The following is a 13,888-nucleotide window of genomic DNA, read 5'->3' as shown; positions in this document are numbered from 1 at the left end:
ATATTTTTACAATAAAATTAGCTTGTTCAATATTATTTCAATATATGGAGGTTGTCGGTAAGATGATTAATAAGTTCAGGGCTTTCACAGTATCGATTCTAAGCATAGCCATCCTTTTTCAGGGTCTACCGGTCGAGGGTGCTGCAAAAGATGCAAAAGACAATCAGACAAATCCGGGAGGCAGATGGATGAAGGGGGAATATCATGCCCATACCACTCAGTCAGATGATGCCGAGGGATCACAGAGCCTTGAAAGCTTGCTAAATAACGCATTTGAGAAGTATGGCATGGATTGGATGGGAATTTCCGACCACTTAAGGATGTCTTCAAGGGATGATCAGGGACAATTGATTCCAGGCGGGCCGATACCGCTGTCTGAAGGAATCATTAAATATCAAGCCCCGAAAATGGAACAACTGCAAAAAGAGGGCAAGTTTAAAAATAAAGTCATCTTTTCAGGCTTCGAATGGGATATGCCTACATACGAGCATGTCGGCATAGGCATTTTGGGAGATCAGCCGGGCTCACCTAAAAGTCTGAAAGCTGCCAATCAGTTCGAATATCTGTTCACCAACCAGGATGAAAAGATGTTTGATTCTAAGGATGTAGCCGTTTGGAAAGCACAGGATCAAAGAGCCAATAAGACATCCGAGGATGCCCGAACAGCATTGGCATGGCTTGAGAAAAATTATAAGCATACAAGTTATGCCATATTGAACCACCCATCAAGAAAAATGGTGTACAACATTTCTGATTTTCGTGACTTCAACAATATCGCCCCGGATGTCATGTTCGGATTTGAAGGTATGCCAGGTAACCAGATGGAGCCAGATAGAGGCGGTTTAAATCTGACAACACCGGAAAACCGGACCTATGGCGGATCCGATTACATGCTTGCTAAGGTAGGAGGTGCATGGGATGCGCTTCTTGGGGAAGGTCGTAAGTTCTGGAATTTTTCCAATTCGGACTCCCATTTCGAAATCAGTGAAAATCGCCTATACTCCAGCGGTTACTGGCCAGGAGAATATTCCAAGAATTATACATGGGTAAATGGCTCATCAATAAAATCCGTCCTTGACGGCATGCGATCTGGGAAATCCTTCTCCGTTTTTGGTGACTTGATCGATGCCCTTAATTTCCAAGTTGAAAATGGGAACAACACGGTTGATATGGGCGGGGACCTTAAGGTAAAGGAGGGTCAGATGGTCAAGATCACCATCCGATTTAAGAGCCCCCAAAAGAACAACAACGGGGACCCCGTCAAAGTGGATCACGTGGACCTAATTTCGGGGGAAGTAACCGGGAAAGCAGTTCCTGGAACACCTGCTTATAATAAAGCCACCAATGATACGACAAAAGTGGTTAAACGCTTTACAAGTAAAGACTGGAAAACCGATCGCGATGGTTTTCATACCATCACTTACAAAGTCAAAGCGAATAAGGATCAATATTTCCGTTTGAGAGGCACGAACCTAGGGGAAAATGTCTCTGGAGAAACGATGGACGGGGAACCGCTGATCGATAAAAAGACTGAAATCGAGGATAACGAAACGCGTTTTTCGGAAATAAACAAACGTAACTATAAAGACCTTTGGTTCTATTCGAACCCTATTTTCGTCAGCGTAGAGGATAGGAATCATGATAAACACTAAGTTAAAAACAATCTTGCAATAGTTCTCGATGGCCCAAAAAACCCCTTTTCCACTTAGCTGATAATCATGTGGATGAGGGGCTTTTTGTCTCCTTGGATTCTTAATGCCCTTCCTTTTCTTTAAAATCCTTCCTCGGATAAAGATGCATCTTTCTTTTATTATTATTTCACTTCAATGCGCGAAAATCCGTATAATTCACCAAGTTTCATTAACACTAATGATGTAAGTTATTTTCATTGACTTTTTTCCTTTTCTTGTATAGTATCACAGAGTATCAATCCCTATCAGATTACTAGGAGGTTTACCAAAATGAAAAAAATGGTTGCACTTTTATCGCTATTGTTAGCTTTCACGGTTGTACTTACCGCTTGTGGTACCAATAACAAAAATGAGGCAAACGATACCGGCAATAAATCTTCATCACAAGAAAGTCTATATGATAAAGTCAAAAAAGATGGCGTATTAACTGTTGGAACTGAAGGTACATACCCTCCTTTCACATTCCACGATGATTCAGATAAACTAACGGGGTTTGATGTTGAAATTGCTAAAGAAGTGGCAAAACGCCTTGGAGTGAAAGCTGAATTCAAGGAAACACAATGGGACGGCATGTTTGCAGGCTTGGATGCTAAACGTTTTGATATGATCGCAAACCAAGTGGGCATCGATGAAGACCGTCAAAAGAAATATGATTTCTCTGACCCATATATTCAATCAGGGGCCGTATTGCTTGTACACAAAGATAATTCGGATATTAAATCCTTCGATGATTTGAAAGGTAAGACCTCTGCACAATCTTTAACGAGTAATTACAATGATCTAGCCAAATCACATGGTGCTGAAGTTACAGGCATTGAAGGATTTTCTCAAGCCATACAGCTTATTGGCTCTAAACGTGTAGATGCGACGATCAATGACAAATTATCGTACCTTGATTATAAAAAGCAACATCCGGATGCACCTATCAAAGTCGCTGATGAGGAAGAAAGCGGAGTCGCCAGTGGTTTAATGTTCAGAAAAGACAGCGGCAAATTAGTGGAAGAAGTAAATAAAGCACTTAAAGCAATGAAAGACGACGGCACGTACGCGAAAATCTCGGATAAATGGTTTGGCGAAGATGTTTCTCCTAAGTAATATTTTCACGGACCCCGAGCGTATGAACCAGCTTGTTTCCATCGCTCAAACCTCCCTCTATCCAATGATAGAGGGAGCTATTCAATATACGATTCCACTAACATTGATCACATTCGTTCTCGGCCTTGTTCTCGCTGTACTCACAGCATTGGCTAGATTATCTTCCATGAGAATTCTTCAAATAATTGCGCGTGTATATGTGTCAATCATCCGCGGGACACCTTTACTTGTGCAATTATTTATCATTTTCTATGGACTTCCAAATTTAGGTGTAACCATCGATCCTTTCATATCGGCTATTATAGGATTCTCTTTAAATGTAGGAGCATATGCTTCGGAAATTATACGAGCAGCCATTTTATCGATACCAAAAGGGCAATGGGAAGCAGGCTATTCAATCGGGATGACATATACCCAAGCTTTAAAGCGCATCATTTTGCCGCAAGCAGCTCGGGTATCCATCCCCCCATTATCCAATACGTTCATTAGCCTTTTAAAAGATACATCGCTTGCATCACTCATTCTTGTAACGGAATTATTCCGTAAAGCCCAGGAAATCGCTGCAAAAAACTATGAATTTCTACTACTATACATAGAGGCAGCTGTTTTATATTGGATTTTGTGTACCATTCTATCTTTCATTCAAGGAAGTTTAGAGGAGAGACTTAATCGTTATGTAGCAAAATAAGAACCGCAGTAGTTAAAGGAGATTTTAACATGATCAACATTAAGAATCTTCATAAATCATTTGGTGACCTTGACGTACTAAAGGGCATCGATTTGGAAGTGGAGCAAGGTAAAGTCATTGTATTGATCGGTCCTTCGGGTTCAGGTAAAACAACCTTTCTTCGGTGTTTGAATCTCCTTGAAGTACCCACGGACGGGACGATTGAAATCGATGAAACCGTAATGGACTTCAAAAAACCCGTTAAAAAAAATTCAATTACATCTTTTCGCAGTTTGACAGGGATGGTTTTCCAAAGCTATAACCTCTTCCCCCATAAAACAGCATTGGAAAATGTAATGGAAGGCCCCATCATTGTAAAAAATATAGCCAAACATCAAGCGAAAGAAACGGCTGCTGCCCTGCTTACAAAAGTGGGCTTAGGTGAAAAAATCGATTTTTATCCATTTCAATTGTCCGGCGGACAGCAGCAACGAGTCGGAATTGCAAGGGCCCTGGCCATGGAGCCTAAAGTCATGCTATTCGATGAACCCACGTCCGCTTTAGACCCCGAACTAGTCGGAGACGTGCTACAGGTCATGAAAGACCTGGCGAAAGAAGAAGGAATGACAATGATCGTGGTTACCCATGAAATGCGTTTCGTTCGTGAAGTCGCCGACGAAGTCATTTTCATGGATGAAGGAAAAATAATGGAGCGGGGAACACCCGAGCAAATTTTCACAAATCCTAAAGAAGCGCGTACACGTAAATTCCTCAATATGATTCAATAAAAAACGGTGCTATTCAAGCACCGCTCACGACTCCCCCCATTTTTGGAAATGGGGGTTTTGCATATCATTAAACTAATGAGATACTTGGACCTGCTCAGTCTGTTTCCGTGCATGGTATAACTGAAAAAGAATCAAAGCAAAAACGGAAAGGATGGCGCCGGATATAAAAGGTAATTCAATCGAAATCGAAAATAACCAACCGCCGATCGGGGGACCCGCAATCCTGCCGAACGAGTCGAAGGAAGATAGCAGGCCAGTGACACTGCCATGGCCGGTCATGGAACTTTTGGTCAGCAGTGCCGAAATTGCCGGCCGGATGAACCCATTACCCAATCCGAAGATAGTCAGGAAGATCGCCGATGTCCAAAAACCGGAAGAGAACAGGATGAGAATGAAACCAACTGCCGACAGAATGATTCCCATTCGGATAACCGCGCCTTCTCCATATTTCTTTGTCATCCTACCCACCAATCCACCTTGAACGATCGCACTGCCAAACCCCATGATCATAAAGATATAGCCTAATTGTACAAGACTTATATCAGCCTTTTTGGCTGCAAAATAGGCAAAAGTCGTTTCGAGTCCTGCCATTGAAAGGGTGACGATCATTTGCAGAAAGAACATGGTTTTAAGTGGCCCTTTAAAAGCTTTCCACATGGACTCTTTATTTATTGACTGTTGGGCTCTCTTTTCAACCGTATGTGATTCCTTTAGTATCGCAATCACTAAGAATAAAGTAATCAAAGAGGATATTCCTGCAATGTAAAACGGTAAGTTCAAACTTGATTTGGAGAATACCCCGCCAATCGCAGGTCCGAAGATGAATCCAAGCCCTGTAGCGGCCCCGATTATTCCCATCCCTTTTCCCCGATCTTCCGGCGTCGTAATATCAGCCACATACGCCATGGCGGTTGGCATGTTTGCCGATGACAAAATCCCGCCAATGATCCTGGCTACAAATAATACCCATAAGGAATCTGCCGAGGCCATGATGAAAAACGAAAGGGCCAATCCAGCAATCCCGATAATCATGACAGGCTTCCGTCCTATCCGGTCAGATATACGTCCCCACATCGGGGCAAAGAATAATTGCATTAATGAATAAACAGCCATTAAAAGACCAAGCTCAGTAGGACTGCCACCAACCTTTTCGGCAAGGAACGGAATGACGGGAATGATGATCCCAAATCCGACCATGACTAAAAACATCACTAAAAAAAGAACGGGTAACACCTTTTTTGTTTCCATTATTTTTTCTCCTTTTATTCTTCCACATTCGCTGCATACTTAATTAAAGGTTTGGGTCAAAAGAACAGCAACGAATTCCTTAATCATATTACTTAGCATAATCTTCCTAACAATACTTTAAACAGTTTATCATACAACCTTTACCAAATCAGTATGAAGTACGCTCTTCTTTCCGAAACTGCCTTAACTAAATAAAGACAGGCATCAGAATCCTGAAATTCACAGTGATTTTTCAGGTAATGGCACTTACGTTTTTTCCGCTTTGTTTCGTGAAAATAATGAATGAGTTCGTTAAATATCTTTCCTCCCCTTTAGGGGTACTCTATACTGTAGGGTATGATTGATGTTTGGGAGGTAGCAGAATGTCGAATGATCAGTGGATTTTAATTATTGACGATGAAGAAGATTTGGCACGTCTCATGGAGACAGTTTTACATAAAGAAGGTATCCCGAATATTGTTACGGCGGGGACGATTGCGGATGGGTGGGCAAAGTTTCAGGAGTTCGATCCATCACTGGTTTTGCTTGATATTATGCTGCCTGATGGTGAAGGCTATGATTTATGCAAGCAAATTCGTGAAGTGTCGAATGTACCCATTTTATTTTTGTCGGCAAAGGATGAGGAAATTGATAAGCTTCTAGGGTTGGCGATTGGCGGGGATGATTATATTACCAAACCATTCAGTCCGAAAGAAGTGGCATATCGAGTAAAGGCGCAGCTGAGACGTGCGGGCTTTTCAGAGGAAAAGGCCGTTCCGAAAAAACGGCAAGTTGGGCCATTTGAGCTTAGTGCAAATGAAAATGAAGTGAAAAAGGATGGCAAAACGCTTGAGCTCACAGCTAAAGAAATCGGACTAATGAGCTGTTTTATGCATCATCCAAATCAGATTTTAAGCAAGGAAACCTTATTTGAACATGTGTGGGGCGATGATTTCTTTGGCTCTGATAATACAGTAATGGTACATATTCGTCGTTTACGCGAAAAAATCGAGACTGACCCTTCAAATCCTTCTTTTTTAATAACCGTTAAAGGGCTTGGTTATAAATTACAAACCAAGGGTGAAACAAAATGAAGTGGAAATTGACACGGCGCTTTTTAGGATCCGTTGTGACAATTGTTGTAATCGTAGGGATTGTAAATACAATTTTACTTTTATCCCTTCTCATTTATCGAGCCATGCATAATTTCGAAGCAGAAGAAGTTTCTGCTGAAAACTTTAGCAGAACATTTTCACAATATGTGGAACTAATAGATAACAAACCGATCGTAAATGAAGAAGGGCTGGAAAAACTGCGGAGCAATAACGCCTGGATACAATTTTTGAATGATGAGGGTGAGCAAGTTGCAGCCTTTTATACACCTCAAAAATTGCAAACCGTATATTCTCCCGTTGAAATCGTCCAAATGTATAAGTATAAGGAAATTGATGCAGAGACGACTGTTTTTGTCGGCGAAGCCCATAATTTCAGCTATTTTGTAGGAGTTAAGGAACAGAAAATTGGCCGCTATGTAATAACCTATGATTATGAAAAAGTTTTTAAGAACTTTAACATCTTACTTGTAATATTTTTAATCGTGGATATCATCATTGCATTAGTCATTGGATTCTTATTTGGAAAAAAATTAACGAGTCCGCTGAACATATTAATAGAAGGAATTCAGCAGCTTCGGGAGCGGCGCTTTAAAAAAATGAACATACCAAAAGGCGTTTATGAAGATGTATTTCGTAATATGAATGAACTATCGGTGAAGTTGGATCAGTATGAGAAAGAACGTGATCAACTAGACCAAATGCGTGAGGAATGGATTAGCAATATTTCTCATGACATGAAGACACCACTTGCTTCCATCCATGGTTATACAGAATTGATGAAAGATAACGCCACTGCATTAACTCCACAGGAATTGTATGAGTTTACATCCATTATTAATAGACAGTCCGTTTATATGAAAGATTTATTGGATGATCTGAATTTAACGATGCGTTTGCGCAACCAACGACTTCCTTTGCAATTTGAAGATGTTGATATCGTTGGGTTCATAAAAGAAATGACGATCGAGCTTTTAAATGATTCACAATTTGGTGATCAACAGGTTGAGTTCGTGGCAAATGTGGACAAAGCAACACATAAAGTGGATAAAAAATTACTGAAACGGGCGATTTTTAACCTTATCTATAACGCACTCGTACATAACCTGGAAAATGTCGTTGTTAAAATACAAATTGATGATATTGGTCCACAATCAGAACTGCATACCCAAATTACCATTGCCGATAATGGCCGCGGTATTCCCGCCAAAGATTTAGAACAGGTTTTTGAACGCTACTATCGAGGTACGAATACTGCAAGCACACATGGGACCGGTTTAGGAATGGCCATTGCAAGGGACATCATCCTGGCTCATAAAGGTAAAATAGATTTGACTAGCATTGAAAATAAAGGAACCACGATCACGATACTTTTATAAGTATTTTTCTTGCAGAGAAAGGGCTGTCCTCAACTTCAAGACAGCCCTTCATTCCTATTATTTTGTTTGTGCCTTTTTTGGAATGTCTTCGAATTTCACTTCATCATATGACGAAACTTCATCACCATTTTTCACGTACATCTTTAAGTAAGCATCTTTCCGAAGATTTTTTTGTGCCGTGAATTCAAGCGGAATCGTTTCACCATCTGCATTTTTGGCGTCAAGTTTATAAGAATAGTACGTCATCACCGAACCATCATCCAGTTTGGTTTCATGTTGTACCCCATCCTCTGTAATTTGCAAATAATAATTGTCCGCATTCATGCGGTTGAAGTCGATTTTAGTAAGCGCGATGACTCCTGCTGCTCCAAGTATAAACAAAATGCCAACTACCATAAGAAATTTCTTCACTTCGATCATCCTTCTGTTTTATTATTTTGTATGATAATACGATTGTAGGAAGCTGCCGTTAAGATATAATACATTCCGTAAATAACCGTATAAGCGACCATCCAGATCATCACAGGTTTTGCTAGATTCATCATCAATAAGCCCGAGAAGGCTTTTAAAGCAACCGCACTGTGTAATAACCCCACTGCCAGTGGAACGAAAAAGATTACAAGCACTTGTGAGGCAATGGATTTCCGCATTTCTTTTGCGTTAACGCCCAATTTATGAAGCATATTGTATTGTGTTTTATCTTCCTCTGCTTCCGTTAGAACTTTAAAGTAAATGATACTGCCTGTTGCTGCTAAAAAAACCAGACCAAGAAAACTTCCGATAAAGAGCAATGAGCCGACACTTTCGATGCTTGTTTGGAAATCTTGAGGGGCACTGGAAAATAGCGCTTCTTCAGGCACTTTTGTTGCAATTTTTTCCGATAAATCCGTGGAAGCTTGATCAACACCGATGACACGATATTTTAGCGCTTCCCCTTCTTTTTGCAATAATTTAAATTGCTCATTCGATACGACCACTGCAATGCCTGCTGTTCCGGCATTTAAAACGGTTTGTGTTTTAAAGCTTTGGAATGTGATTGCCGTGTTGTTTTCTGTCCTGATGGTCTTGTCCTTGTATTCAGGTGAGAATCTTTTGTCATATCCAATATCTAAAATGACTGCTTTTTCATTACTCACATGCAGTGCTTCCTTGCCTTGCACTTCTGCTAATTTGTTATATGTTCTTTCATCGATTATCGTGTAAATCCTTTTATCCGAGCTATCGAATGCCGATCCATTATTCAATTCTTTCGTATTAAATGTGACAGATAGTGCTTCGACATTTTCATCATACTTTGTATTTGGCAATACATCGCTGACTTGATGATCGCTTTTTGCATCCGTTTGCTGATACATGAAGGTATTCGGATCAACGGTCATAACTTGGTCATTCGCGTTATAATAAAGACCATAAACCGCACCGCCAGCCGTTACCGTTGTAGCACTTAACACCGCAATTACGGTCAATGTACGTGCATTCCCCCGTATGCGATATAGTAGTTGCGAAATCGTCATCAGATGCAGGCCTTTCCATAGCCATTTTTCATTTTTCTTGATCATGGCCAAAACAAAGCCCGTCACGCTATGAAACAATAAAAACGTACCGGCAATAACCGTTGTCAAAATAATGAGTGCCGTCATTAAAAAGCCGACCTTTTCCCATACTTTAGAAGTAAAAATATCTTGCATCGCCAACCAATAGCCCATGACAATCAGGAAAATTCCCAGAAAGGCTACAATCATCGATGGCTTCGGTGCAGCTTCCCCCTTTTTCGATGCATGGAAGAGATCAATTAGTTTAAATTGATAGATCAAACGATAGCCCTGGAATGATGTCACCAAGAAAATCATAAGAAATACGATAGAGGTGTTCAAAGCTGCAGATCCCGAAAATGTAAATGGTGCCATGACATCATAGCCCATTAAATAGATCAAAATCGTCATGAACCCTTTTGAACAAAGAAATCCAAGTAAAATCCCCACAACCAATGAAACCAAACCTAGCAATAGGTTCTCAAAGAAGAGCATAAAACCAATCTGACGATTACGTACGCCAAGCAATGCATATAATGCCACTTCTTTTTTACGCCTTTTCATAAAGAATGAATTGGAATAGGCAATAAAAATGGCAACGAAGAAAATCAGGATGACTGCCGCACCACTCATCAATGAATCTAATTTCTGTGATGAAGCCGTTTGTTCTGCAACTGTATCGCTATATTTTAATGTTACAAATGTGAAGTAGATGATAATGCTAAATACCATGGATGCGATATATATAAAATATTGGGAGAGGTTCCGGGCAATATTTTTCCTCGCCAGACTAAATAACGTCATCTACCTCACCTCCAATTGTTGCAAGGACATCCATAATTTCTTGGAAGAAAGCTTTACGTGATTGGCCACGGCGATAAATTTCTGTAGAAAGCGTTCCATCCTTGATGAAAATGATCCGCCGGCAGAAGCTTGCGGCATATGCATCATGTGTCACCAACATGATGGTCGAATTATTTTTTTCATTTAGTTCACTTAAACTTTCCAGAAGGCCTGTTGCTGATTTTGAATCAAGTGCACCTGTTGGCTCATCAGCCAGGATCAATGCAGGCTCTGTCACAAGCGCTCTTGCAGCAGCTGTTCTTTGCTTTTGCCCACCGGAGATTTGGTAAGGATATTTAGCTAATAAAGCTTCAATCCCAAATACTTTAGCAATACGATTCACCAATTTAGTAATTTCTTTCGCTGGGACTTTCGCAATAGCCAGTGGTAATAATATATTTTCCTTCACAGTCAATGAGTCGAGCAAATTGTAATCCTGGAAGATGAAACCAAGATTATCACGTCTGAAATCCGTTAAGTCCGCCCCTTTCATATCGTGAATGCTCGTATCATTCATGAATATTTTCCCTTCAGTCGGCGAATCAATGGTTGCCAGCATATTGAGCAACGTCGATTTCCCCGCTCCAGAAGGTCCCATGATCCCTACAAACTCCCCTTCATGAATGTCAAAAGATATATTTTCCAACGCTGTGTAGGCAGCGCTTGATTTACCATATGTTTTTTTTATATTTTCCACTTTTAATAATGGTTCCATTTGTTTCACCTCTTCAGTATTGTTGATACTTATACTTTACATGCTCATTCTTACAGCATCTTTGTCCCAACCTTACAGCAAGCTTAAATCCAAAAAAAAACGCCTTCCATTTAAATGGAAAGACGTTTTTTTTTGATTTTTCAAAAGGTAAAGTATTAGGGCATGGATCTTTATCATTTAACTTTGCTTCAATAGCCGGCGGTCGATTACAAAATTCCCAAATGGGATGAATGAAACGATGAAAATCATCGCCATTTTTAAAAAGGACCATTTTGATATGACGCTCACATAAAGTAATAAAAGCCCAAACACGACAAATAAGAAACCATGGATGCTGCCTAAAATGAGTGTTGCTTCCCCAATATCCAATATGTACTTAATGGGCATGCCAATGGCAAGCAATAGAACATATGAGATTCCCTCAATTATTGTAATAAACCGAAACCATCCAATAGCTGTAGAAAACATTCGCACATCCCCTTATTCATTGTACAAGTATGGCACAAACAGACTTCCAGCTTCTTGTCCCCCATCCAAAATATGTTCCTCTATCATATTATATTACTGGCAGATCCCCTAATAAATAGTACCAGCTTTTCCTAAAAATAGAACAACAAAAGAAGCCCAATCCAAGTATTGGGCCTAATTATTTCTATAGCCAATTACTGACTACCAAGTAGTTGATTTTAGTACCATAGCATCTTACGTCACTTGTTGAAATTCCCTATTTCACTTTTCAACCAGCAAGGTTCAATATTTCCTTCTGTAACACCTTGTTTACGGTTACTTCCATATTCCGCTATTTCTTCGAGACGCTTTTGTTCATAAGCTAATTTTTTCTCCGCCCTGGAAAATACCTCTTCAATTTCAACCGGTGAAACAATAACTACACCATCCTCATCTCCTATGACTAAATCACCAGGATGAACAGTTACACCGCCACATGTGATCGTCGCATTAAGTTCTCCCGGTCGATCTTTACACGGCCCGTTTGGAGTGAATTCCTTTGCAAAAATCGGAAACCCCAATTCACAAAGTGCCTCTTTGTCACGAACAAAACAGTCAATGATAATCCCATCTTGTCCTACTGCGTGCGCACCCCAGCCATTAACTCTCCAAGGTAGGCATTTCCTTCGTGACCTTTCCCATCCGCAATTAACACATAGCCTTCACTTCCAGCATATATGGCCTGATGCAGGAGAAAATTATCCCCCGCAATCATATCAACCGTCATTTGCTGTTGCCATCACTTTCATTCCGGATGACACAGGCTTTATCTTATAATCCATTACACGAGCATTAGATTCATACAAAGCGTCTGCTATAAGGGTCGTATTTAACTTTTTAGCTCTTTCAATGATGGACTTGGGTAATAACGGAGGCTTTGAAGTTAATCTATTCAATTGCTAACACCTCATTTTGCTATTTATTCATGGATCGTTGCTTTCAATTCCGCAAACAATAATAACTAAATTGATAATGTGCCGAAAAGGATAGCTGTAATAATCATGACCAACGCTGATCCGACAGCGTATTTAAGTGAAAACCTAATATGCTCCCTAAACTCTATGCCGACAAGCCCAATCAATACATATACAGACCCGACCAATGGACTTAATAAATGTAATGGCTGCCCTAATAAAGAGGCCTGTGCAATCTCCAGTTTATCAATACCGAATCCCGAAGCAGTCTCAGCAATGATTGGAATAATACCGAAATAATAAGGGTCATTTGCCATCACAAACGTAAATGGCATACTGGTCAATCCTACAATTACAGGCAATTGTGGACCTAGGAAGTCTGGTATAATATGCACTAAAGTTGAGGCCATGGCATCCACCATTTCAGTTCCCTCCAATATTCCTGCGAAAATACCCGCAGCAAAGATCAAGGAAGTGACAGTTAGAATGTTTCCTGCATGCGCTTCAACTCTTCTCTGTTGCTCTTTTAAATTCGGATAGTTTACAACTATGACTATGACAAATGCGATCATAAATAGAGCAGGTAATGGTAAAATTGCTTTAACTAGGGCAAAAACCAATAATAGTGTAAGAATGATGTTGAACCAATACAATTTGGGTCTTTTTAATGATTGGTCCGTAATGTCCTCCATTGATACGGCTATTTCACCTTCTGTTTCTGTATAATGACCAAATACACCTAACCTTTTGCGTTCCCTAACACCAAAAAACACGCCTAGCCCAATGACATATAATGCCCCAGCGATGATAGATGGGATAATTGGTCCCAGGAGTTCCATAGCGTCGTATCCAAAGATGGACATTACCCTTGCAGTTGGTCCCCCCCAAGGAAGTACATTCATGATTCCCATTGACATTGCTGGGAGACAAGCAAGTATTAACTTATTCATCCCTAACTTCTCGTATAATGGCAATAATGCTGTAACGACAATAAGATACGTGATCGTTCCATCCCCGTCCAATCCTACCAATAAAGATAATACTGCAGTAGTAACGGAAATCTTTAATGGATCCCCTTTTGATATCTTCACCATTCTTGTTACCAAAGGATCAAACATGCCTGCATCTATTAATATTCCAAAATATAAAATGGCGAATATCACCATTATCGCGGTTGGTGCAATTGTTTCAATCCCACTCATCATCATAGGTCCTAAATCAGTGAATCCGCCTATCAGAGCAAAAATGACCGGAATGATAATCAGGGCATTAAGTGCACTCAATCGCTTACTCATAATTAAATACATAAAAACAACAATCATCATGAACCCTAATATGGATAACATATATACCCCCCCTTGTTTTGTATCCGTTTTCATTCATAATTACTTTAAAGGGATTCACTTGAATCCCCTTTA

General features: G+C 40.1%; 13 protein-coding genes and 1 pseudogene. 6 read left to right on the top strand and 8 right to left on the bottom strand.

Annotated features, from left to right (window positions below; translation table 11 throughout):
- Positions 1 to 62: 62 nt before the first annotated feature.
- The 4 genes from JNUCC41_RS12475 to JNUCC41_RS12460 all read left to right on the top strand — a co-directional run bounded on the left by JNUCC41_RS12475 (position 63) and on the right by JNUCC41_RS12460 (position 4,241).
- Positions 63 to 1,652 (top strand): PHP domain-containing protein, encoded by a 1,590-nt coding sequence (locus JNUCC41_RS12475; protein WP_192207843.1) that lies wholly within the window; start codon positions 63 to 65, stop codon positions 1,650 to 1,652.
- 309 nt (positions 1,653 to 1,961) lie between these two features.
- Positions 1,962 to 2,786, top strand: coding sequence for an amino acid ABC transporter substrate-binding protein (locus tag JNUCC41_RS12470; protein WP_192207842.1), 825 nt, complete (start codon positions 1,962 to 1,964; stop codon positions 2,784 to 2,786).
- On the top strand, positions 2,770 to 3,474 hold the full coding sequence (locus JNUCC41_RS12465) for an amino acid ABC transporter permease (protein ID WP_192208144.1): 705 nt from the start codon (positions 2,770 to 2,772) through the stop codon (positions 3,472 to 3,474). The genes JNUCC41_RS12470 and JNUCC41_RS12465 overlap by 17 nt, the downstream gene beginning before the upstream one ends.
- 29 nt (positions 3,475 to 3,503) lie before the next feature.
- The gene (locus JNUCC41_RS12460) at positions 3,504 to 4,241 is read left to right on the top strand and encodes an amino acid ABC transporter ATP-binding protein (RefSeq protein WP_192207841.1); all 738 of its coding nucleotides are present in this window, start codon (positions 3,504 to 3,506) and stop codon (positions 4,239 to 4,241) included.
- Positions 4,242 to 4,313: 72 nt separating this feature from the next.
- On the opposite strand, the gene JNUCC41_RS12455 is transcribed toward JNUCC41_RS12460, so the two are convergent.
- Positions 4,314 to 5,489 (bottom strand): MFS transporter, encoded by a 1,176-nt coding sequence (locus JNUCC41_RS12455; protein ID WP_192207840.1) that lies wholly within the window; start codon positions 5,487 to 5,489, stop codon positions 4,314 to 4,316.
- Between the two features lie 362 nt (positions 5,490 to 5,851).
- Between JNUCC41_RS12455 and JNUCC41_RS12450 the strand changes: the two genes are divergently transcribed.
- Positions 5,852 to 6,562: a response regulator transcription factor gene (locus JNUCC41_RS12450; RefSeq protein ID WP_192207839.1), complete on the top strand. Its 711-nt coding sequence runs from the start codon at positions 5,852 to 5,854 to the stop codon at positions 6,560 to 6,562.
- A complete protein-coding gene (locus JNUCC41_RS12445; RefSeq protein ID WP_192207838.1) occupies positions 6,559 to 7,959 on the top strand; it encodes a sensor histidine kinase in 1,401 nt (466 codons plus the stop codon). Before JNUCC41_RS12450 ends, JNUCC41_RS12445 begins: the two co-directional genes overlap by 4 nt.
- A gap of 57 nt (positions 7,960 to 8,016) precedes the next feature.
- Here JNUCC41_RS12445 and JNUCC41_RS12440 read toward each other — a convergent pair whose 3' ends face one another.
- From JNUCC41_RS12440 to JNUCC41_RS12415, 7 genes and pseudogenes are all read right to left on the bottom strand, one after another.
- Positions 8,017 to 8,370, bottom strand: coding sequence for a YxeA family protein (locus JNUCC41_RS12440; RefSeq protein ID WP_076371055.1), 354 nt, complete (start codon positions 8,368 to 8,370; stop codon positions 8,017 to 8,019).
- A 5-nt stretch (positions 8,371 to 8,375) separates the two neighbouring features.
- Positions 8,376 to 10,295, bottom strand: coding sequence for an ABC transporter permease (locus JNUCC41_RS12435; RefSeq protein WP_192207836.1), 1,920 nt, complete (start codon positions 10,293 to 10,295; stop codon positions 8,376 to 8,378).
- A complete protein-coding gene (locus tag JNUCC41_RS12430) occupies positions 10,282 to 11,049 on the bottom strand; it encodes an ABC transporter ATP-binding protein (protein WP_192207835.1) in 768 nt (255 codons plus the stop codon). Before JNUCC41_RS12430 ends, JNUCC41_RS12435 begins: the two co-directional genes overlap by 14 nt.
- A gap of 177 nt (positions 11,050 to 11,226) precedes the next feature.
- Entirely contained in the window at positions 11,227 to 11,517 is a 291-nt protein-coding gene (locus JNUCC41_RS12425) for a DUF3817 domain-containing protein (protein ID WP_192207834.1), read from the bottom strand.
- A gap of 239 nt (positions 11,518 to 11,756) precedes the next feature.
- Positions 11,757 to 12,271, bottom strand: a pseudogene (locus JNUCC41_RS12420) (RraA family protein).
- Position 12,272: 1 nt separating this feature from the next.
- Positions 12,273 to 12,452 carry an RraA family protein gene (locus JNUCC41_RS26740; RefSeq protein WP_228467612.1) on the bottom strand — a complete coding sequence of 60 codons (180 nt, stop codon included), beginning with the start codon at positions 12,450 to 12,452 and terminating at the stop codon, positions 12,273 to 12,275.
- Between the two features lie 65 nt (positions 12,453 to 12,517).
- Positions 12,518 to 13,816: a CitMHS family transporter gene (locus JNUCC41_RS12415; RefSeq protein ID WP_192207833.1), complete on the bottom strand. Its 1,299-nt coding sequence runs from the start codon at positions 13,814 to 13,816 to the stop codon at positions 12,518 to 12,520.
- Between the last annotated feature and the right edge of the window lie 72 nt (positions 13,817 to 13,888).

This window comes from Brevibacillus sp. JNUCC-41 (assembly GCF_014844095.1).
Taxonomy (GTDB): Bacteria; Bacillota; Bacilli; order Bacillales; family DSM-1321; genus Peribacillus; species Peribacillus aracenensis.
The sequence above is the reverse complement of the archived record's forward strand: the minus strand, read 5'-3'. Positions and strand labels throughout refer to the sequence as shown.